This is a genomic window from Polaribacter sp. Hel1_33_96 (assembly GCF_002846595.1).
In the GTDB taxonomy this organism is placed as follows: domain Bacteria; phylum Bacteroidota; class Bacteroidia; order Flavobacteriales; family Flavobacteriaceae; genus Polaribacter.
The window spans coordinates 1672247-1693082 of sequence record NZ_PJMV01000001.1 but is presented as its reverse complement, the minus strand read 5'-3'; the positions used below and the strand labels follow the sequence as shown (position 1 = coordinate 1693082).

The window sequence follows — 20836 nt, the reverse complement described above, 5'->3', positions numbered from 1 at the left end:
GATTATGCTTCTTCAGCTTTTTCTTCAGCAATCACTTCTTTAATTGCAGAAAAGTCTAAACCAGCATTTACTAGTAAGTTAAACCACTGAATTACTTTTTTTATGTTAGAAGTGTATACTCTTTCATCATCATAATTTGGCAAAACTTCAGCAAAAAATGCCGCTAATTTTTTACCACTTTCTTTGTGAGAAATTGCTTCTGTACCTTCAGTTTTTTCAAACATAGATTTAAAGATTTCTAATAAAGGTACATCTTCTTCAAACGTATAAATTGCAATGTTTTCTAACAAACTTACATTTTGAGTTGAGTTAATTGCCAAACGTTTTTTGTCTGTCAAAGACTCAACGATAATTGAATTTTTAGATTGTGATATTACTTGAAATAAACCAGGTTTACCAGTAACCGAAATAATTTTACTAAATTCCATATGTATATTTTTTATGTCTTTGAAAGACTATTTACCTTTTTTTAAATTAGGAAAGCGCATTCTATAATCAGCATTAATTTTTCCTTTAGAAATATTTTCTAATTTCTTTTTGATTAATCTTTTTTTAAGTGTTGAAAGTTTGTCCGTAAATAATACTCCTTCAATATGATCAAATTCATGCTGAAAAACTCTAGCAGCCAATCCTTCTAAAACTTCTGTATGTGTTTTAAAATCTTCATCTTGATATTCTAAGGTTACTTTTGGCTGACGATATACATCTTGACGGACATCCGGTATACTTAAACAACCTTCATTAAACACCCATTCTTCACCTTCTTCTTTTAGAATTCTAGGATTGATAAAAACTCTATTAAACGTCTTTAAAACTTCCCTTTCTTTTTCATCTAAATCTTCATCTTCAGCAAAAGGAGAAGCATCAATTAAAAATAAACGAATTGATTTTCCAATTTGTGGAGCCGCCAAACCAACACCAGAAGCATTGTACATGGTTTCTTTCATATTGATAATTAATTCCTTTAGATTTGGATAATCTATGTCAATCTCGATGCCTGTTTTTCTAAGAACGGGATCTCCGTAAGCAACAATAGGTAAAATCATTTTTGTCTTTTTAATTACTGCAAAAATACAAAGTTTGTAACTTGAATAAAACTATTTATTATATAAAAATGACTGAAGAATGATCGTTGCGCTTATTTCATCAACTAAAGCTTTGTTTCTGCGCTGGTTTTTATTCAAACCACCATCAATCATTGTTTGAAAAGCCATTTTAGAAGTAAAACGTTCATCCACTCTTTGCACTGAGATTTGTGGTATTACTTTGGATAGTTTTTTTAGAAAAGGAAGGATTAAGGCTTCACTTTCACTATCAGAGTTATCCATTTGTTTTGGTTTTCCAACTAAAAAAAGCTCTACTTTTTCTTTAGAGGTATAGTCTTTTAAAAATAAAATTAATTCCTCAGTATTTACTGTCGTTAAACCAGAAGCAATAATTTGTAGTTCGTCTGTAACTGCAATTCCTGTTCTTTTTTTTCCAAAATCGATGGCTAAAATTCTTCCCAATCTGTATACTATTTATGCAAAAATATAGTTTATACTTTTAATAGTAATAATTAAAGAGAATATTATCAAGAAGTTCGTTGAAATTAGTTCTTGGATTTTAAACAAAGAAGAAATATATGTTTAAAAAATGTATATTCGCCTGAGATTTTACAGATAAATTTATATTTGCAAAAAGTAAAGTTTAAAATGAAAGAAATTAGAAAAATTATAGAATCAGCTTGGGAAAATCGTGATTTATTAAAAGAAGAAAAAACTATTAGTACAATTCGAAAAGTAGTTGATTTATTAGATAAAGGTGAATTAAGAGTTGCAGAGCCCATTGAAGATGGATGGCAAGTAAATGAATGGGTTAAAAAAGCAGTTGTTTTATATTTTCCAATTCAAAAAATGGAAACTTTAGAAGCTGGTATTTTTGAATATCATGATAAAATTCCTTTAAAAAGAAACTTTGCAGAAAGAGGAATTAGAGTGGTGCCAAATGCTGTTGCCAGACATGGTGCATATATTGCTTCGGGAGCTATTTTAATGCCAAGTTATGTAAATATCGGTGCTTACGTGGATAAAGGAACGATGGTGGATACTTGGGCTACAGTTGGTTCTTGTGCACAAATTGGTAAAAATGTTCATTTATCTGGTGGCGTAGGAATTGGTGGTGTTTTAGAACCATTACAAGCTGCACCAGTAATTATTGAAGACGGCGCTTTTATAGGGTCTAGATGTATTGTTGTTGAGGGAGTGAGAGTAGAGAAAGAAGCTGTTTTAGGCGCAAATGTTGTGCTAACAATGAGTACTAAAATTATAGATGTTACTGGAGTTGAGCCTCTAGAAATGAAAGGAAGAGTTCCAGCAAGATCGGTTGTAATTCCTGGAAGTTATACTAAGAAATTTGCAGCAGGAGAATACAATGTACCATGTGCATTAATTATTGGAAAAAGAAAAGAAAGTACCAACAAAAAAACTTCTTTAAACGAAGCATTGCGCGAATATGACGTTGCTGTTTAAGATTTGAAAAGGCTATGACAAAGATTACTGCTATTATCCCCACTTTAAATGAAGAAATTCATATTTCTAACGCTATAAAATCAGTGAGCTTTGCTGATGAGATTATTGTAATAGATTCTTTTAGTAAGGATAATACAGTAGCGCTGGCAGAAAAGCATAATGTGAAAATCATCAAACGTAAGTTTGATGATTTTTCTTCTCAAAAAAACTTTGCAATAGATCAGGCTAAATATCCTTGGATTTATATTTTAGACACGGATGAAAGAGTTACACCAGAAGTTGAGAATGAGATTTTGGAAGCCGTTAAAAACCCAAAAGATTTTGTTGGTTTCAATGTGCGAAGGACTTTTTTCTTTTGTGGAAGTAAAATTAATTACGGAGGTTGTCAAAGAGATAAAGTGATTCGTTTATTTTTAAAAGAATATTGTAAGTACTCTGGGGTTGTTCATGAAAGAATAGTGGCAAATGGAAAAGTAGGTTTTTTTAAAAATAAGATAGATCATTATTCTTACAAAAGTTATGATCATTATATTTCCAAAATGAATCATTATGGCCAATTAAGAGCTCAGCAATTTTTTGAAGAAGGACGAACAGTAAATCTATTTCATATTCTAATTAAACCACCTGCGCGGTTTTTTATTCATTATATTGTTAGGCTTGGGTTTTTAGATGGATTTCCTGGTTTTGTTTTTGCAAAAACGCAAGCATACGGAGTTTTAACAAAATACATAAAGCTTTGGTTGTTAAATAGAAATGCCACTAATGAGCGATAATTTTAAGCAAAATATTTCTATAATTATTGTAAACTATAAAAGTTGGAAGCCATTAGAGTTATGCCTAAAATCAATTACAGACATTTCTTTTCATAATTTGAATATTGAAACTATTGTTGTAGACAACTGTTCAAACGATAATTATTTTAGTGTTTTTCAATTAAAATTTCCAAGTGTTACTTTTTCTCTAAATTCTGGTAATAATGGTTTTGCAAATGCTTGTAATTTGGGCGCTAAAAAAGCATCAGGAGAATTTTTACTTTTTTTAAATCCTGATACGATTATAAACAAAATAGCCATTGAAAAAATGCATAATTATTTATTAGAAAATTCTAATATTGGTTTAGTTTCTTGTTTGCAAAAAAATAGTGATGGTTCTTATGAAAAAAGCTTTCGTTTTTTTCCTTCGTTTAAAACAATATTTGGTATTGTTAGAGCAATAAATGGAAAACAACTTCGTAAAAATATTATCAGAAAAAATAATATATTATTTCCAGATTGGGTTTCTGGAGCAGTTGTTTTAATTTCTATAAATTGGTTTGATAAAATACAGGGATGGAATGAAGATTATTGGATGTATTTTGAAGATGTAGATTTGTCTAAAAAAGTTGCTGATTTAGGAGGAGAGATTGCATTATTAGAAAATGTAGAAATTATACATAATCATGGTGGTTCTTCTAGAATTAATATTAAAACTGCTGCCATTACAAAAACAGAAGTATTAATATCAAAACATGTTTATATTAATAATCATTTTAAAGGATTCCAGTATTTTTTAATTCAATATTCTGTCATAACCACTGTTTTAATAAGTAAACTTATTTTGGGTATTTTTGGATTTGTATTTTTTTATAAACCAAGATTAAAACTAGAATCAAAAATATTAGTAAATTTAATAGAGTATTATTTAAAATCCATACTTAATAGAACTTGGCTAAGTTTTAGGTCAACTAATTTTAAATAAAAAGTTTTATAATGAAAACAAAAAGTATAATAATTGATGTAGTTTTTACTTGGGTAGATGGTAAAGATGAAAAATATAGAGACAAGCTATTAAATTATATTCCTAAAGAAAAATCTAAAAATAATGAAGTTAGGGCTTTAAGTCAAGTACATGAAATTGAGTATGCAGTAAAATCAATTATAAAGCATGCTAAATTTGTTCGTAATATTTTTATAGTAACAGCAGATCAAATACCAGATTTTTTAAAAGATAAAGAAGAGGCTTCTAAAAAATATCCAAATGTATTTGTTATAAGTCACGATGTTATTTTTGAAGGTTATCATCAATATTTACCAACTTTTAATTGTTTACCCATAGAATCTCTCTTATACAAAATACCTGAATTATCAGAACATTTTTTATATGCAAATGATGATTTCTTTTTGTTAAGAGAAGCAAAAATTTCTGATTTTTTTATCGATGGAAAACCTGTAATTAGAGGAGAATGGACTTCTTTTTATGAAGATATTTGGTATAAAAAAGTACAAAGTGGTTTTTATAATCTTATTAGAAAAGAAGATAAAATAAAGAAATGGGGATTTAAAAAAGGGCAACAAACGATTGCTAAAACTTTAGGTTTTAAAAAATATGTAAGATTAGACCATACTATTGCGCCTCTTAAAAAATCTACTTATGATAATTTTTATAAAAAATTTCCTGAATTATTAGATGTAAATATTAAGCACAAGTTTAGGCATCACGAGCAGTATACAAACCAGTCCTTAGCAAATCATTTAGAAATACAAAAGAACAATTATATTTTGAAAGAAGATTATCAATTAGTGTATTTTCAAAATTATAATAAACCTTTATGGTGGCTTAAAAATAGACTTAAAAAAGCTGAAAAAGATAAAAGTAAACTTTTCCTTTGTATGCAAGGATTAGATTTATGTCCCCAAGAAAAATTAATTTATATAAAAAATTGGCTTTCTAATAAATACGATTAATTCATCTACGTAAATAACACATCTAAAATATTACTTTTCTGTCTTTTTATTATTAAAATACAAATATTTAGTAGTATGATAATAGGCTGATAAAAGACTATCCATTTGCTTTGTAAGATTAGGTTTTTCAGTCTTTATATCTTTAATTGTATCATCTTCTAAACTGTAAAGACTAGCTTTCTTAGAAACGTTCGTTTTTTCATAATAATAACCATCTTTTATAACACCAACAGCTTTTTCTCCTTTACTTTGACTATGAACAAGTGCAGCAGTATTTATGTTAGTACTATCTAATAAATCTCTTCCTAAAGTGTAATTTGTGTAATCTATTTTCGCTAAACTTGTAGCTGTAGGAAAAATATCTACTAATTTTGCGTATTTGTCTATTTCTTGAGCTTTTGTATATTTTGGAGCATGAATAAAAAACGGAACATGATGTACTTGGATTCCTAAATCATCTTCATTATTTTTTAAAAAATTCAACTTTTTCATTCCTCCTCTATGATCACCAAAAAAGACAAAAATAGAATTTTCATAATAACCAGATTCTTTTGCCCTTTCTAAAAAGCGAGCAACATTAAAGTCTAAATAACGAATTCCATTGAGCTGTCCCAAAGATCTAAATCCCCCTTTAAGCAGTGTTTCTTCATTAATTTCATTTTCTAAAATAGGTCTAAAACTTTCTTTATTATCAGGTATAGTGAAAGGCATATGATTTGTTGCTGTTTGAATATAAGCAACAAAAGGTTTTCCTTTTTCGTGCAATTTTTTTAACTTTTTATCAGACTCTTTAAATAAGTAGTAATCGTCAATACCCCAAACATCAGCTCTGTTGTTCTCTTCAAAACTTCCTTCTTCATAAATTTTTAAGTCTTTAATATTTGACTGAAAAACGCCTCTAATATTTGCCCAATTAGCAGAGCCTCCCAAAAAATATAACTTTTCATAACCTTTGTATTGATCAAAAATAATTCGTTGGTCTATAATCATAGGGTTTCTTGAAGCTGTTTTTACATCTTCAATATCTGGTAAGCCAGTAATACTTGCAAAAACGCTACCTGCTGTTCCTGGTTTATGAACATAAAACTTAGAAAAACTTAGACTTTCTTTAATGATAGAATCCATTTTTGGTGAACTATTTAAGGGATTGCCATAGTAACTCATAGTTGCAGTTCCAGTAGATTCTAACATTACAAAAACAACATTAGGTTTTTCTTTGTAAGGCTCTTTAAAAATTACTTTTTTAGTAAAATTTATAGTATCTACAGGTAGATTCAAATGTTTTGCAATTACTGGGTAATACAGCTTAAATTTCTCGATATCTGCACCTTCACTCCTAAAAGCAAAGCTATCAAAGAAATATAAAACAGGGTTTAAGGCGAACTGATTTACACTATTTTTTTTAGAGAAAAAAGCTTCACTCCAGCGCAAAGGATAATACGTTATGCTATTATAAATACCAAAGGAAAAAAGCAGAATGGTTAAAATAAAAAATACTGCTTTTAGTTTTTTAATTATTTCTTGAGATGTTTTAGAAAATAAATCATATACAAACATGATATATTTATATATGATAAAAGATAAAATGCTTAATCCTAAAACACCTTTGTATACAGGATAACTTTCAAGCAATACCTGACTAGATATTTTAAAATTACTTAAAAAACGAAGAGAAGAAGCATCTAAGCGAATTGCTAAATATTCATAATACCCAAAATCGAAAAGGTAAAATAGCGTCAAAATTAAGTAGGCTAATACCAGATAAATAGCTGCTATTCTTTTGTAAACGCTATTTTTAAAAAAACGATAGTTGGAAATTAAAACGATTAAAGCTAAAGGGAAAAAAGTAAGAATAGCTAATTTTAAATCAAAACGAATACCTAACGAAATAGCTTTTTGTATTTCTTCAGTAGGAATATTTTCTAGATCCGCAAAAAATAGATAGAAAAAACCTCTAAAAAAAACGACAAAAACAAAAAGAGAAAAAACATTTGTAAAGATGTATTTTATATAATTTGGGATTTTTTGAAACATGGATTTTATTGAGTTACAAAGGTAATATTTTTAGAATTACTTTGAATAAACAAATTTTAAAAACAAAGATATTCTCAGAAGCTTTAAGTCAATATGAGAGGGAGGGCTAGCATAATTTCTTCTCAAATTATAGATTTTAGAGTTTTAGTTAGATTTTCAAAGAAACAAAACAGCATTTTATTAAAATGATCAATTCAAAAAGAGAAGTTTCAATTTCTTATTTATTATTCTTAAATTATTAGGAATCCTAAAAAGCTATTCTTTATAATTTAAAAAGTATCTCATGAGAAATAATAGATAATTATATTACCAAGGGATAATCCTTTTAATAAATAGTACAACCAATTTTGAAAGGTGTGTATTATATAGTAAATTTGCTCCAAAATAAAATGAATACAAATCATCTAAAATTAGCTACAAATATAGGTGTAAAATATTCAGGTTTTAAGACCATAATTCATGCAAAAACAGTTGTTTAAAGAAGCAATTTCATCAGAAATATTTAGGGTAATATCAATAGCATCAAAACAAATAGAAATTGAGAGTTATGTAATTGGTGGTTTTGTGCGCGATTTTTTCCTAAAAAGAGGATCGGTAAAAGATATTGATATAGTAGCAATAGGCAGTGGAATTGATTTGGCTCTAAAGGTTTCTCAATTACTACCCAACAAACCGAAAGTGCAAGTTTTTAAAACGTATGGAACAGCAATGTTGCGTTTTAAAGATGTTGAAATTGAATTTGTTGGGGCAAGAAAGGAATCATATTCGGATGATAGTAGAAATCCAGATGTAACCGAAGGAACCTTGCAAGATGATCAAAATAGACGCGATTTTACAATCAATGCATTAGCTTTAAGTTTGAATGATGAGAATTTTGGCGAGTTATTAGATCCTTTTAATGGAATTGAAGATTTAGAAAATAAAATTATAAAAACTCCTCTAAATCCTGATATAACCTATTCTGATGATCCTTTAAGAATGATGCGCGCAATTCGTTTTGCAACACAGTTAAATTTTATAATTGAAGACGAATCCCTTTCATCAATAGGTGAAAATGCTACTAGACTTGAGATAATAACAAGAGAGAGAATTGTTGATGAATTGAATAAAATCATGTTATCAAAAAAACCATCAATTGGTTTTCTATTGTTAGAAAAAACAGGTTTATTATCACAGATTCTTCCTGAATTAATTGCTTTGAAAGGAGTGGAAGAGGTTGAAGGTCAAAAACATAAAGATAATTTTTATCATACCTTAGAAGTTGTAGATAATATTGCTGAAAACACAAACGATGTTTGGTTAAGATGGTCAGCTTTATTACATGATATAGGCAAAGCACCTACTAAAAAGTTTAGTAAAAAAGTGGGTTGGACCTTTCATGCGCATGAATTTGTTGGCTCTAAAATGGTTCATAAATTATTCAAACGTTTAAAAATGCCATTGAATAATAAGATGAAGTTTGTTCAGAAAATGGTATTGCTAAGTTCGCGTCCAATTGTATTAGCCTCAGAAGTTACAGATTCTGCTGTAAGACGTTTAGTTTTTGATGCAGGTGAAGATATTAATTCTTTAATGACACTTTGTGAAGCAGATATAACAACAAAAAATCCAAAGAAGTTTAAACGGTATCACCATAATTTTGAGCTAGTAAGAATTAAAATTAAAGAAGTAGAAGAGAGAGATAAAGTTAGAAATTTTCAACCACCAGTTACTGGAGAAGAAATTATGAAGGCTTTTGATTTAAAACCTTGCAGAGAAATTGGTCAAATAAAAGAAGCGATAAAAGAAGCCATTTTAGATGGTGAAATTCCAAATGAACATGAGGCTTCCTATAGTTTTATGATTGAAAAAGGAAAGCAGTTAGGGTTGTAATTAGCCTAAGCTTTGCATTGAAACCAATTTAAAGTACTCTCCTTGTATAGCGAGCAATTCTTCGTGTTTACCTTGTTCAACGATTTTACCCTTTTTGAGGACCAAAATTTTATCTGCTTTCTGAATTGTAGAAAGCCTATGAGCAATGACTAAGGAAGTTCTATTTTGCATCATTTTTTCTAAAGCAACTTGAACTAATTGTTCAGATTCTGTGTCTAAAGCAGAGGTAGCTTCATCTAAAATCATAATCGGTGGATTTTTTAAAACCGCTCTTGCAATAGATAAACGTTGTTTTTGTCCTCCAGAAAGTGTGTTTCCACTATCACCAATATTGGTATTGTATTTTTCTGGTAAATTTTGAATAAATTCATCCGCATTTGCAATTTTAGCTGCTTCCATTATAGCTGTGTAAGAGGCATTCGGAGTTCCTAACTTAATATTATTCGCAATAGTATCATTAAATAAAATAGAATCTTGAGAAACAATTCCCATTAAAGCTCGTAAAGATGTTTTTGTAACATCTTTAATATTGCTGTTATCAATAAAAACATCTCCTTTGTTAACATCATAAAAACGAGTAATTAAATTTGCTAAAGTAGATTTTCCACTTCCAGATTGACCAACTAAAGCAACAGTCTCTCCTTTGTTAATAGTTAAGGAAAAATTTTTCAAAACATATTGTTTCTTATATTTGAATGAGACGTTTTTAAACTCAATTTTACCTATAAAATCCTCTTTTACAATTGCATTGGGTATATCTTTAATGTCATTTTCAGTATTTAAAACAGTCATTATTCTTTCTGCAGAAGCTTCTCCTTTTTGAATATTGTAAAATGTGGTCGTTATTAGTTTAATAGGATTTAAAACGGTGTAAAATAATACGATGTAGCCAAAAAATTCATCTGGTTGTAAGGGACTTGTTTTAGACAAAACTTCTGTTCCACCATACCAAAGAATTGCAATAATAGTTGCAGAACCTAAAAACTCACTCATTGGTGAAGCTAATGTTTGACGGTGAAAAACGCTGGTCATTAATTTCCTAAAACTTAGTGTAGAGTTATTGAATTTACTTTCAATGACTCTCTCTGCATTAAAGCCTTTAATAATCCTTAATCCTGTTAATGTTTCTTCTATAAAGGATAAAAAATTACCAGTTTCTTTTTGAGCTTTTACAGAGTTTGCTTTTAGTTTTTTACTAATTGATGAAATTATAAAACCAGAAACAGGCAGTAAAACAAAAACAAAAAGTGTTAGTTTTACACTCATAAAAAGCATAATTGTTATTGATATAATAACAGTTAAAGGCTCTCTGACAATAACTTCTACGGATGTTAATATAGAGTTTTCTACTTCCTGCACATCTGAAGTCATACGTGCAATGATATCCCCTTTTCTCTTTTCTGAAAAATAGGAGATAGGTAGTTCTACAATTTTATTATATAATTTATCTCGTAAATCTTTTACAATTCCTGTTCTTAAAAAAGTAATTACATAGGAAGCTAAATATCTAAATAAGTTTTTTAGAAAAAAAAGTGATAAGGCGAGGAAACAGATGAAAATAAGTGTGTCAATTTCACCCGTATTTTCAATTTTTTGAGAAATTAAATGATAAAAACTTTCTTTTAAAAAGTCACCAATTTTTGTAATTCCTTCATAGGTTGGTTTATTGGTTATTTTTTTATCTGTACCAAAAAGTATTCCTAAGACAGGAATAAAAGCGAGAACAGATAAAACATTAAAAACAGCATAAAGAATATTAAATAAAATATTTAGAACAGTATATTTTCTATATTTCTTTTCATACTTTAAAATGTCTTTGAAATAAGCCATTAATTCAGTTTCATTTCTTTAATAATTCGTTGAATCTTTGCATCTAATTCAGCTTCAACTCCATCAGCATTTTTAGCTAGATCTAATTCAGTATTTACACTAAAATAGAATTTTATTTTTGGTTCCGTCCCACTTGGTCTTGCTGCAATTCTTGTTCCTGATTCTGTTTGATAAATGAGCACATTAGATTTTGGTAAATTAATGTTTGTTACGTCACCAGTAATTAAGTTTTTTCTCGTGGATGCTTGGTAATCAGAAAGAGATTCTACTTTTTCTCCATCAATTTCCGTTAATGGATTATTACGCATATCACTTAACATTTGCTGAATTTCTGCAGCACCATCCATTCCTTTTTTGGTGATAGCTATTAAGTGTTCTTTATAAAATTTATGATGTACATAAATATTAAGTAGTTCTTCGTAAAAAGAACTTCCGTTTTGTTTTGCATACGCAGCTATTTCACAAGCTAAAAGAGTGGCAGTAACGGCATCTTTGTCTCTTACGAAGCCACCAACCATATATCCAAAACTCTCTTCTCCACCCCCTATAAAATCTAATTTAGGAAAATCTTTAACCATTTTTGCAATCCATTTAAAACCTGTTAAACCAACTTTGGTTTCAACATTATAACTGGAGGCAAGATCATTTACCAATTCAGTAGAAACGATCGTAGATCCAATAAATTGTTTACCATTAATTTTCCCTTCTTCTTTCCATTTTTTTAACAAGAACTGCGTCATAACAACCATTGTCTGGTTACCATTCATTAATTTTATATTTCCATCAGTATCTCGCACAGCAACACCTAATCTATCACAATCTGGGTCTGTTCCAATAACAATATCAGCACCAATTTTATTCGCTAAATCTGTCGCCATTTTTAAAGCCTCAGGTTCTTCTGGATTTGGTGATTTTACAGTTGGGAAATCACCGTTTGGCACTCTCTGCTCTTCAACAATATGAACGTCTGAGTAACCAGCTTTTGCTAATGCATCTGGCACGGAAACAATGGAAGTTCCATGTAAAGAAGTAAAAACAATTTTTAAGTTTTTTCTATCAATTTTATTAGACAAAGATCCATTTTTTACAGATTCTTCAATAAAAACAGCATCAACTTCTTTTCCAATAACTTCAATTAAATTTTCGTTGGCTTGAAAATTGATTTCAGAAAAATCTAATGAGTTTACTTTACCAATAATTCCACCATCATGAGGAGGCACAATTTGCCCACCATCTGCCCAATATACTTTGTAGCCATTATATTCTGGCGGGTTGTGAGAGGCTGTTAAAACGATACCAGCATCACAATTTAAATGACGAACTGCAAAAGATAATTCAGGAGTTGCTCGCAAATCTTCAAAAAGAAAAACTTTAATGTTGTTCGCAGATAAAACATCGGCAACAATTTTCGAAAACTTCTTACTATTATGTCTGCAATCGTAAGCGATAACAACACTTAGTTGTTCTTTTTTTATATTTTCTATCAGGTAATTAGACAAACCTTGGGTTGCTCTCCCTAAAGTATACTTATTAATTCTATTGGTTCCGGCACCCATAACTCCTCGCATTCCACCAGTTCCAAATTCCATATCTTTATAGAACCTGTCTGCTAAATCATCAGGGTTATTGTTGATTAATTCTTGAATTTCTGTTTGGGTTTCAGCATCAAAAGTAGAGTTTAGCCATTGTTTTGCTTTGTCTAAGATGTCTTGCATAGGTTTAAAATTAAGTAGGTTAATTGAAACACAAATATACTATTTAGAAATTGAGTTTTTCTTTAATAGTATAGTGTTTTTCAGTGCTTTTTGTTTTTATTATGAGTTCTCCAATAAAACCGGCTAAAAATAATAAAGTTCCTAAAATCATGGAAGTTAGTGCAATATAAAACCAAGGATTGTTAGTAATTAAAATAGTTTTAATACCATTATAGACTTTATACAGCTTGTAAATACCAATATAAAATGCGGATGTGGTTCCAAAAAGAAACATGAATGTACCCCAAAGACCAAAAAAGTGCATTGGTCTTTTTCCAAATCTGGATAAAAATGAAATGGTAATCAGGTCTAAAAAACCATTTACAAAACGATCCATACCAAATTTTGTTACTCCGTATTTTCTCGCCTGGTGCTGAATAATTTTTTCACCTATTTTTGTAAAACCTTCATTTTTAGCCAAAACAGGAATATATCTATGCATTTCTCCACTAACTTTAATTGCTTTTATAACTTCGTTTTTGTAAGCTTTTAATCCGCAATTAAAATCGTGTAATTTTAATCCTGAAGTTTTTCTAGCTGCGGCATTAAATAATCTTGAAGGAATATTTTTGGTAATAACATTGTCATATCGTTTCTTTTTCCAACCAGAAATTAAATCGAAATTTTCATCTACAATTAAATTGTATAATTCAGGAATTTCTTCAGGATTATCTTGTAAATCAGCATCCATAGTAATTACAACGTTTCCTTTTGCTAGTTCAAAACCTGCATCTAAAGCTTGCGATTTTCCATAGTTTTTTTGAAAACGAATTCCTTTTACTGCTTTATTTTTTTCTGATAATTGCTCAATAACTTCCCAAGAGTTATCTGTACTGCCATCATCAATAAAAATAATTTCATACAAATAACGATTGGATTGCATAACCTTTGCAATCCAATCGTGTAATTCTTGTAAAGATTCGTCTTCGTTTAGAAGCGGAATTACTAAAGAAATATTCATATGTTGGTATTAAGTTTAATACTATAAGGTATAAATTAAAACTTATACGATTTAAAAATATTGTTTTAATACGTTTCTTCCTCAGATTTTTTCATGATTGCAGCAGCAATTGCAGCAACAATAAAACCACCAACAGCGCTCCCAATGATACCCATTGCAGCTATTAAAAGAGGCGAATTAAAAGCTTCACTCATTTTATTAATAGCTTCAACTTGTTCCTCAGTTTGTCCTTGATCTAGTAATTTTTGATTTGAAACTTCCATAACCTGATTTAGAAAATCTGGCTCTATGAAATTCATAAAAAGATAATTATAAATGGTACCAATAAGCGCAGCTACTATTGCAATTCCTACACCAATTTTAACTCCTTGTCCCCAAGTTAAAAAACCTTCATTCGTTTCTTTGTATTTTTTTATTCCAAATACAATCAAACCAATAAATAATATTCCTGAAACTAAGGATATAGACCAATGTGGATCTAAATGTGTTCCTAAAGCATATGTAATAAGACTAATTAGCACAGTTGCAATACCGAGGTAAATACCGTAATTAATAATTAAACTTTTACTGTTTGTAGAATTTTCCATTTTTTTTTAAATTTAGTTATCTTACAAAGATATTCTTTTCATTGAGATAGTTTTGTTTTTTATAAATTATTATATAATCTCAAAACAATAGATTAGTAGTCAATACCTTAAAAATGTTACCAAAAAATTAGCATTTTTTTAATTGTTTAAATAAAAAAAGCTTGTAAATTTGCAACGGCAAGTCCTACACAACTAGCTCCCTTTGAATCCTCCAGGGCGGGAACGCAGCAAAGGTATTAGGTTGTAGCAGTGTGATGTAGGTAGCTTGCCATTTTTTGTTTCTTAAATTCACATCAGAATCGTATTAGATTCATATTTCAAAAATTCGCTTTCCTTTATTTCCTTTAAATTTATTTTTCGTTAATTCGTAATTTATAAGTAGAAGTTAATTTTATGTCTAAAGTTATATTAGTTACAGGTGCTTCATCAGGAATAGGAAATTCGATTGCATCTTTTTTGCAGGATAGAGGTTACAAAGTTTTTGGAACAAGTAGAAATCCTAAAAACGTAGAAAATTTTTCGTTTGAAATCATTGCTTTAGATGTTTTAAAAGTTGAAACGATTGAAAAGGCTGTTGCTCATATTATTAAAAAAGAAGGAAGATTAGATGTTTTAATCAACAATGCAGGAATGGGAATTACAGGTCCAATTGAAGACACTCCTACAAATGAAATTAGAGCAGTTTTTAACACCAATCTTTTTGGTGCTATTGATGTAATGAAAGCTGTTTTACCACAAATGAGAAAGCAGAAATACGGAATGATTTTAAATGTAACTTCAATTGCAGGTTATATGGGTTTGCCTTTTAGAGGTTTCTATTCTGCAACAAAAGGAGCTTTAGAAATTGTTACTGAGGCTGCAAGTATGGAAGTTAAAAACTTTGGAATAAAAGTGATTAATGTTGCTCCCGGAGATTTTGCCACCAATATTGCCGCAGGAAGATATCATACTCCTGTTTTTGAAAAATCTGCATACAAGCAAAAGTATCAAGCTAACTTAGATTTGATGGATTCTCATGTTGAAGGAGGTATGGATCCTCTAGAAATGGCTAAAACTGTTTATAAAATTATAAATACTAAGAACCCCAAAATACATTATAAAGTTGGTGGTTTTATGGAAAAATTTTCGATCGTTTTAAAGCGAATTTTACCAGATAGAATGTATGAAAAAATTTTAATGAATCACTACAAACTATAACGCTGGTCTTAGTTTTGAACAGAGATGTGGACTGCCTCAATTGGATGCAAATAAGTGTCTAATATTTCTACACTACATCCAGGTGAATTGAATTTAAATTTTATCCAACCATAATATTCCTTGTTGTCAAGGCCCATTTTTACAACATAGTAATTATCCAAGCTATTGTCAAAATATTTTTTGTAGGTTAAATTATTATAAAGAAAGAAATTAAAGTTTTGGTATGGTTCATCAAATTCGTAAAAAACATCTAGTGCAACTTTTACACCATTGAAGTATTGATTTGTATTTTCGGATGTAAATGGTGGCTCAAAAATTACAGTATAAGGTTCTTGATTTTTTTTAGGAGATAAAATTTGGTTTTCATAATTATTTGTAGAAATTAATTTTATAGTGTATTGGTTGAATTGTGGTTTGTTTCCGATATCTCTAATTTTTTCAGATATTATTTTAAAATCTACAATTCCGTCATTATTCATATCTATTTCAATAGGTAATTTACCTCCAAAGCAGTCATCAAAAAATATATAATTAGTATTTTCTATTTCTAAATTTTGTGCTGTGAACTCTAACCAAAACTTTCTGCTATATACTTTTTTATCATGAGGATCTGTGAAGATTATGTTTCCTGTAAATTTTTTATCAAGTATCCATTCTCCTGTGTAAAATTCGGAAACGTTTATCTCAGTAATTGCAGAAACATCAACTTGTTTACCATCATAAAATTTAAAAGCACGTTTTATTTTTAAACAGCCATCTAACTTATTAAAAATAAAAGTAAATGTTTCCGTCTCACCATCATTACCAACCGGCTGAGTATATTTAATTTTTACAACAGTTTCATTGTATGTGCCCTGCCAAAAAACAGGATTTGTTGCGTGCTGAATTACAATATTATCTTGTTCAGTAATTCCAATATTTGTATTGAAGCAATTATTAACTTCAGGTTCTGCTTGATCCTCAATTCCTGCTTTTGAGCTGCAAGAGAAAAGTAAGGTTGAAATTAAAATAATTAAGATGTGTCTTAGAAAACTCAAATATACTTTTTTGTAAAAATAAAGCTTTATTGCTCAGCTATTTGCAATAAATTGTTAAACATTTTTAAACTTTTTGTAAAAGAAATATAAAATAAAAATAGAAATATAGTTTTTTAAGTATTTTCATGGATAACTTTTATAAAACTTGCAGTTTAACGCCTAAAAATAAGAACCAAAGTTGTTATCTTTGTGCAAAATTAATTATAAATTTTAAGAGATGAAATTTTTCATAGATACTGCAAATTTAGAGCAAATTAAAGAAGCACAAGCTTTAGGGATTTTAGATGGTGTAACCACAAATCCGTCTTTAATGGCCAAGGAAGGAATTACTGGAGAAGCAAACATTATTAACCATTACAAAGAAATTTGTGAATTGGTAGAGGGTGATGTTTCTGCGGAAGTAATTTCTACAGATTTTGATGGAATGGTAAAAGAAGGAGAGGCTTTAGCTGCATTAAATCCGCAAATTGTTGTGAAATTACCAATGATAAAAGATGGTGTAAAAGCATGTAAATATTTTTCTTCTAAAGGAATTAAAACGAACGTAACTTTAGTTTTTTCTGCTGGGCAAGCTTTATTGGCAGCGAAAGCAGGCGCAACTTATGTTTCTCCATTTATTGGGCGTTTAGATGATATTTCTACAGATGGTTTAAACTTAATTGCAGAGATTCGTTTAATTTATGATAATTATGGCTTTGAAACTCAAATTTTGGCAGCTTCTGTGCGTCATACAATGCATATTATTGATTGCGCTAAATTAGGTTCGGATGTAATGACAGGGCCTTTAAGTGCAATCGAAGGGTTGTTAAGACACCCTTTAACAGATAGTGGGTTGGCTAAGTTTTTAGCAGATTATCAAAAAGGAAATTAATCAACACAGTTGGTTTTAGTATAAAATGTCATTTCGAGTTTTAAGTTCGGAATGACATTTTTTAAGATTAAAAAATGTATCCGAAAAAAGAACTCGCACAAATCGTAATTTCCGCTTGTTATCAATTTAAAATTGAGACAGTTGTAATTTCTCCAGGTTCACGCAATGCGCCTCTTACAATAGGTTTTTCTAATCATAAAGAAATAGAAACCTTAAGTGTTGTAGATGAACGATGTGCTGCTTTTTTTGCTCTAGGAATTGCCCAACAAACTCAAAAACCTGTTGCAATTTTATGTACTTCGGGTTCTGCTATGCTAAATTATTATCCTGCAATTGCAGAGGCATTTTACAGTAATATTCCGTTAGTAGTAATTTCTGCAGATAGACCAAAACATTTAATTGATATTGGCGATGGCCAAACAATCCGTCAGGAAAATGTTTTTGGAAACCATATTTTATTTTCAGCCAACTTAATTGAAAATCCTAAGTTTAAAACTCGAAATTCTCAATTAATTGGTGAAGCTTTACAAATATCAGTTTCGCAAAAAGGTCCCGTTCATATAAATGTTCCTTTTGATGAACCCTTGTACGAAACTGTAGATGTATTACAAAAATTTCATTTTCCTCATATTTCAATGAGTTCATTGGATAATTCTCATATTGATTACGAGAGTTTATCCAAAATTTGGAATGCAGCTGAAAAAAAAATGATTTTAGTGGGTGTGCATTATCCTGATACTGAATTACACCAGTTGATGGATTTTTACGCTGAAGATGAATCAGTTTTAATTTTAACAGAAACTACCTCTAATCTGCATAACGAAAAAGCTATTAATTCCATTGATCAACTTATCTTTTCATTAGATAAAAATCAGTTTAAAGAATTACAGCCAGAAATCTTAATAACTTTTGGAGGAATGATAGTTTCGAAAAAAATTAAAAATTTTTTAAGAGATTATCAGCCAAAACATCATTGGAATATTGATGAGAAAAAAGCAATAAATACGTTCTTTTGCTTGTCAGAATTTATTCAGACAAAACCACTTGATTTCTTTTTTAATTTTCATAAGTATATATTAAAAAAGGGAAGTACGTATCAATCAAAATGGTTGACTATTCGTAATGAGAAAAGAGTAAAACATATTAGCTATTTGTCCAAAACAAAACATTCTGATTTTAAAGTATTTGAGCAAGCTTTAGAAAGTATTCCGAGCAATTGTCATTTACAAATAAGTAATAGTTCTATAATTAGATACGCACAATTATTTAGTGTCAAAGACACTATTAATGTTTTTTGTAATAGAGGAACGAGTGGTATTGATGGGAGCACTTCTACAGCAATTGGGGCTGCGTTTTCTGAGAAAAATCAGACTATTTTTATTACGGGAGATCTCAGTTTTTTTTATGATAGTAATGCCCTTTGGAATAAAAACATTCCAAAGAGTTTTAGGATCATACTAATTAACAATTCTGGTGGTGGGATTTTTAAAATTATTCCAGGACCGAAAACCACTAATGCTTCTAAATATTTTGAAACTCCGCATTGTTTAACTGCAGAGTATTTGTGCAAAATGCATGAATTTGAGTATCAAAAAGCCTTTTCTACGGAGACAGTAAATGAGCAGCTAAATGGTTTTTATGAAGCATCAGAAAAACCAAAAATATTAGAAATTTTCACACCAAGTGAAGAAAATGATTTAATTTTAACAGCATATTTTAAATACATACAGTAATGGGTTTACAAGAGGATTTGCAAGAAGGAAAAGATAATTTACAAGAAGGAGAAAATAATTCGGAAGCGCAACAGATGAATTTGCAAGAAGGAGAAAAAGTAAGCCTAATTATTGAGACTGAAACTGGTTTAGGTTATACTGTTTTAATCAATGAAGAATTTGATGGGTTACTTTTTAGAAGTGAAGTATTTCAAGATTTAGAAGAGAATATGGAAGTTACGGGTTACATTAAAAATATTCGTGAAGATGGTAAAATAGATGTTTCTCTAAGGCCACAAGGTTTCAGAAATGTTATCGATTCTGATGTAGATAAAGTACTTGCAAAACTGAAAGATAGTAGAGATGGTTTTATTTTAATTACAGACAAAAGTTCTCCAGATTCTATTCGTTTTCATATGAAAATGAGTAAAAAAGCTTTTAAAAAAGCTGTCGGAAATTTGTACAAACAAAAGCTAATCGTAATAAAAGAAGATAGGATAGAGTTGATTTAATTAAGTATTCAAAACCACTTTATCTGTTTTTTTTAAAATAATTTCTAAAGTTAGTAGGTTTTTATAACCCTCCTAATCTTAAAATATTTTCATAAAAAGTATCAGCATTCGGGTCTGATGGATCCATTTTTCCATAACCAATTTTGTAATGCTTTAAAGCTTTCTTATACATTTTTCCTGTTTCATAATATTTACCATGATAATAATTTCCTAAGGGAGAGGAAGGAAATAATTTTAAAATCATTATACCAAAATCAAGTAAACGATCTCCATTTTCTTTTTCAATGATAATATTTTCAATGGCATAAATATCTCTTTCTCTTATACCTAAATTACTACCAAATAAAAACTCTATTTCTAAATATTTATTTTCTAGATAGGAAATTGCATCCAGGGGCGCTAATTCTTTAATGTTTTTTTCATATTCTTCTTTTGATATTCCTGAATAGACTTCGAAAACTTTTGTTAATGCTCGTGGAATTGCTTCACCTAATGCAGAAACTGAATTAGAAGTATTTATTACATCATTTATAACATTAAAATTTTTGATTTGTAAAGCGGATAAACCTTGTTGAACTTGATCTATTTTTTTCTGTTTAGTTGCAGGAAATGAATTGGAATTGCTGCTATAGAAATAAAAAGTATTATCTTCTTTTCTAAATTTGAGTAGATTATAAGAAGCGAATTCTCTACCTATAAAATCAGAAAAGCTTGGGTTGATACAAATAAAAGAATTAATAAAAGCAGTGTTTTCTTGTAAAAAGTGCGTAATTAAATTTGCAGAATATCCATGACCAACAAGACTTATAAACGGTGATGTTCTGAAATTACTTTCCATATAAAATAAAACTTCATCACGAACAAATTCGTAAAAATTATTTGCACTCAAAGTTAATTTTCCAGAATTAATATCAAAAGAAATATCCTTTCCTCTTGTTTCTTCCATAGAAAGGCCTACCACAATTTGTTTAGGTGCTTTGTCTTTTTTTGCAAATAAAATTGAATTACTTACATAAATATCGAATAAATCTTCTTCATCGAAAACAATGGCTAGAGGATAATTTTGAATACTATCTTTTTCATATCCTTCCGGAATAAAAATTCTGATATTTCTTGTTGCTTCTAAAATATCAGATTCTAAATTTTTTTGAATCGTTTTCTGAGAAAATCCCCAAAAACAAAAAAGAATAAATATTAATGTAAGTGATTTCTTAATCATAAGTTAGAATGTTTATT

At 29.3% G+C, this 20836-nt stretch carries 19 protein-coding genes and 1 other RNA gene; 10 read left to right on the top strand and 10 right to left on the bottom strand.

All coding sequences use genetic code 11. The features are described 5' to 3' along the window. Positions 1 to 2 precede the first annotated feature (2 nt). Genes ATE90_RS07530 through ruvX form a run of 3 tightly spaced genes read right to left on the bottom strand, consistent with a single transcriptional unit; the run spans position 3 to position 1508 of the window. Positions 3 to 428, bottom strand: coding sequence for a DUF5606 family protein (locus tag ATE90_RS07530; RefSeq protein WP_036785530.1), 426 nt, complete (start codon positions 426 to 428; stop codon positions 3 to 5). 27 nt (positions 429 to 455) lie between these two features. Further along, positions 456 to 1046, bottom strand: a complete 591-nt coding sequence (def, locus tag ATE90_RS07525) for a peptide deformylase (protein WP_036785534.1) — start codon at positions 1044 to 1046, stop codon at positions 456 to 458. A 51-nt stretch (positions 1047 to 1097) separates the two neighbouring features. Next, positions 1098 to 1508 (bottom strand): Holliday junction resolvase RuvX, encoded by a 411-nt coding sequence (gene ruvX / locus ATE90_RS07520; protein WP_036785537.1) that lies wholly within the window; start codon positions 1506 to 1508, stop codon positions 1098 to 1100. A gap of 186 nt (positions 1509 to 1694) precedes the next feature. Here ruvX and ATE90_RS07515 point away from each other — a divergent pair, with 186 nt between their 5' ends. Genes ATE90_RS07515 through ATE90_RS07500 form a run of 4 tightly spaced genes read left to right on the top strand, consistent with a single transcriptional unit; the run spans position 1695 to position 5233 of the window. Continuing rightward, positions 1695 to 2510 carry a 2,3,4,5-tetrahydropyridine-2,6-dicarboxylate N-succinyltransferase gene (locus tag ATE90_RS07515; RefSeq protein WP_036785540.1) on the top strand — a complete coding sequence of 272 codons (816 nt, stop codon included), beginning with the start codon at positions 1695 to 1697 and terminating at the stop codon, positions 2508 to 2510. A 14-nt stretch (positions 2511 to 2524) separates the two neighbouring features. After that, positions 2525 to 3283 (top strand): glycosyltransferase family 2 protein, encoded by a 759-nt coding sequence (locus ATE90_RS07510; RefSeq protein ID WP_036785541.1) that lies wholly within the window; start codon positions 2525 to 2527, stop codon positions 3281 to 3283. Beyond that, on the top strand, positions 3273 to 4247 hold the full coding sequence (locus ATE90_RS07505; RefSeq protein WP_036785544.1) for a glycosyltransferase family 2 protein: 975 nt from the start codon (positions 3273 to 3275) through the stop codon (positions 4245 to 4247). The genes ATE90_RS07510 and ATE90_RS07505 overlap by 11 nt, the downstream gene beginning before the upstream one ends. Positions 4248 to 4258: 11 nt before the next feature. Further along, a complete protein-coding gene (locus ATE90_RS07500) occupies positions 4259 to 5233 on the top strand; it encodes a hypothetical protein (protein WP_036785547.1) in 975 nt (324 codons plus the stop codon). A 30-nt stretch (positions 5234 to 5263) separates the two neighbouring features. Here the strand turns inward: ATE90_RS07500 and ATE90_RS07495 are convergent, their stop codons facing one another. Then, positions 5264 to 7267 carry an LTA synthase family protein gene (locus tag ATE90_RS07495; protein WP_036785550.1) on the bottom strand — a complete coding sequence of 668 codons (2004 nt, stop codon included), beginning with the start codon at positions 7265 to 7267 and terminating at the stop codon, positions 5264 to 5266. Positions 7268 to 7726: 459 nt separating this feature from the next. Here ATE90_RS07495 and ATE90_RS07490 point away from each other — a divergent pair, with 459 nt between their 5' ends. After that, positions 7727 to 9139: a CCA tRNA nucleotidyltransferase gene (locus tag ATE90_RS07490; RefSeq protein ID WP_036785553.1), complete on the top strand. Its 1413-nt coding sequence runs from the start codon at positions 7727 to 7729 to the stop codon at positions 9137 to 9139. On the opposite strand, the gene ATE90_RS07485 is transcribed toward ATE90_RS07490, so the two are convergent. The 4 genes from ATE90_RS07485 to ATE90_RS07470 form a co-directional block, all read right to left on the bottom strand. Then, positions 9140 to 10969 carry an ABC transporter ATP-binding protein gene (locus ATE90_RS07485; RefSeq protein WP_036785556.1) on the bottom strand — a complete coding sequence of 610 codons (1830 nt, stop codon included), beginning with the start codon at positions 10967 to 10969 and terminating at the stop codon, positions 9140 to 9142. Continuing rightward, the gene (locus tag ATE90_RS07480) at positions 10969 to 12684 is read right to left on the bottom strand and encodes a phospho-sugar mutase (protein ID WP_036785559.1); all 1716 of its coding nucleotides are present in this window, start codon (positions 12682 to 12684) and stop codon (positions 10969 to 10971) included. The genes ATE90_RS07485 and ATE90_RS07480 overlap by 1 nt, the downstream gene beginning before the upstream one ends. Positions 12685 to 12727: 43 nt before the next feature. Then, positions 12728 to 13684: a glycosyltransferase family 2 protein gene (locus ATE90_RS07475; RefSeq protein WP_036785562.1), complete on the bottom strand. Its 957-nt coding sequence runs from the start codon at positions 13682 to 13684 to the stop codon at positions 12728 to 12730. A 65-nt stretch (positions 13685 to 13749) separates the two neighbouring features. Then, positions 13750 to 14271, bottom strand: a complete 522-nt coding sequence (locus tag ATE90_RS07470) for a DUF4199 domain-containing protein (RefSeq protein WP_036785565.1) — start codon at positions 14269 to 14271, stop codon at positions 13750 to 13752. A gap of 175 nt (positions 14272 to 14446) precedes the next feature. On the opposite strand from ATE90_RS07470, the gene ffs reads away from it, so the two are divergent. Both ffs and ATE90_RS07460 read left to right on the top strand, forming a co-directional pair. Continuing rightward, positions 14447 to 14545, top strand: an RNA gene (gene ffs, locus ATE90_RS07465) — signal recognition particle sRNA small type. 119 nt (positions 14546 to 14664) lie between these two features. Continuing rightward, positions 14665 to 15468 (top strand): SDR family oxidoreductase, encoded by an 804-nt coding sequence (locus tag ATE90_RS07460; RefSeq protein ID WP_036785568.1) that lies wholly within the window; start codon positions 14665 to 14667, stop codon positions 15466 to 15468. Between the two features lie 8 nt (positions 15469 to 15476). On the opposite strand, the gene ATE90_RS07455 is transcribed toward ATE90_RS07460, so the two are convergent. Further along, complete coding sequence (locus ATE90_RS07455; protein ID WP_036785571.1) at positions 15477 to 16505, bottom strand: hypothetical protein; 1029 nt, start codon at positions 16503 to 16505, stop codon at positions 15477 to 15479. Positions 16506 to 16722: 217 nt separating this feature from the next. Here ATE90_RS07455 and fsa point away from each other — a divergent pair, with 217 nt between their 5' ends. From fsa to ATE90_RS07440, 3 genes are all read left to right on the top strand, one after another. Continuing rightward, the gene (gene fsa / locus ATE90_RS07450; RefSeq protein WP_036785574.1) at positions 16723 to 17376 is read left to right on the top strand and encodes a fructose-6-phosphate aldolase; all 654 of its coding nucleotides are present in this window, start codon (positions 16723 to 16725) and stop codon (positions 17374 to 17376) included. A 74-nt stretch (positions 17377 to 17450) separates the two neighbouring features. Next, the gene (menD, locus tag ATE90_RS07445) at positions 17451 to 19109 is read left to right on the top strand and encodes a 2-succinyl-5-enolpyruvyl-6-hydroxy-3-cyclohexene-1-carboxylic-acid synthase (protein ID WP_036785577.1); all 1659 of its coding nucleotides are present in this window, start codon (positions 17451 to 17453) and stop codon (positions 19107 to 19109) included. Further along, positions 19109 to 19600 (top strand): hypothetical protein, encoded by a 492-nt coding sequence (locus ATE90_RS07440; protein ID WP_036785580.1) that lies wholly within the window; start codon positions 19109 to 19111, stop codon positions 19598 to 19600. The genes menD and ATE90_RS07440 overlap by 1 nt, the downstream gene beginning before the upstream one ends. A 61-nt stretch (positions 19601 to 19661) precedes the next feature. Here ATE90_RS07440 and ATE90_RS07435 read toward each other — a convergent pair whose 3' ends face one another. Next, positions 19662 to 20819 carry an alpha/beta hydrolase-fold protein gene (locus ATE90_RS07435; RefSeq protein ID WP_036785583.1) on the bottom strand — a complete coding sequence of 386 codons (1158 nt, stop codon included), beginning with the start codon at positions 20817 to 20819 and terminating at the stop codon, positions 19662 to 19664. Positions 20820 to 20836 lie beyond the last annotated feature (17 nt).

Excerpts from the sequence above, each read along its gene's own strand:
- ATE90_RS07530 (WP_036785530.1), bottom strand. The coding sequence starts at position 428 with ATGGAATTTAGTAAAATTATTTCGGTTACTGGTAAACCTGGTTTATTT.
- def (WP_036785534.1), bottom strand. The coding sequence starts at position 1,046 with ATGATTTTACCTATTGTTGCTTACGGAGATCCCGTTCTTAGAAAAACA.
- ATE90_RS07515 (WP_036785540.1), top strand. The coding sequence starts at position 1,695 with ATGAAAGAAATTAGAAAAATTATAGAATCAGCTTGGGAAAATCGTGAT.
- ATE90_RS07510 (WP_036785541.1), top strand. The coding sequence starts at position 2,525 with ATGACAAAGATTACTGCTATTATCCCCACTTTAAATGAAGAAATTCAT.
- ATE90_RS07505 (WP_036785544.1), top strand. The coding sequence starts at position 3,273 with ATGAGCGATAATTTTAAGCAAAATATTTCTATAATTATTGTAAACTAT.
- ATE90_RS07500 (WP_036785547.1), top strand. The coding sequence starts at position 4,259 with ATGAAAACAAAAAGTATAATAATTGATGTAGTTTTTACTTGGGTAGAT.
- ATE90_RS07495 (WP_036785550.1), bottom strand. The coding sequence starts at position 7,267 with ATGTTTCAAAAAATCCCAAATTATATAAAATACATCTTTACAAATGTT.
- ATE90_RS07490 (WP_036785553.1), top strand. The coding sequence starts at position 7,727 with ATGCAAAAACAGTTGTTTAAAGAAGCAATTTCATCAGAAATATTTAGG.
- ATE90_RS07485 (WP_036785556.1), bottom strand. The coding sequence starts at position 10,969 with ATGGCTTATTTCAAAGACATTTTAAAGTATGAAAAGAAATATAGAAAA.
- ATE90_RS07480 (WP_036785559.1), bottom strand. The coding sequence starts at position 12,684 with ATGCAAGACATCTTAGACAAAGCAAAACAATGGCTAAACTCTACTTTT.
- ATE90_RS07475 (WP_036785562.1), bottom strand. The coding sequence starts at position 13,684 with ATGAATATTTCTTTAGTAATTCCGCTTCTAAACGAAGACGAATCTTTA.
- ATE90_RS07470 (WP_036785565.1), bottom strand. The coding sequence starts at position 14,271 with ATGGAAAATTCTACAAACAGTAAAAGTTTAATTATTAATTACGGTATT.
- ATE90_RS07460 (WP_036785568.1), top strand. The coding sequence starts at position 14,665 with ATGTCTAAAGTTATATTAGTTACAGGTGCTTCATCAGGAATAGGAAAT.
- fsa (WP_036785574.1), top strand. The coding sequence starts at position 16,723 with ATGAAATTTTTCATAGATACTGCAAATTTAGAGCAAATTAAAGAAGCA.
- menD (WP_036785577.1), top strand. The coding sequence starts at position 17,451 with ATGTATCCGAAAAAAGAACTCGCACAAATCGTAATTTCCGCTTGTTAT.
- ATE90_RS07440 (WP_036785580.1), top strand. The coding sequence starts at position 19,109 with ATGGGTTTACAAGAGGATTTGCAAGAAGGAAAAGATAATTTACAAGAA.
- ATE90_RS07435 (WP_036785583.1), bottom strand. The coding sequence starts at position 20,819 with ATGATTAAGAAATCACTTACATTAATATTTATTCTTTTTTGTTTTTGG.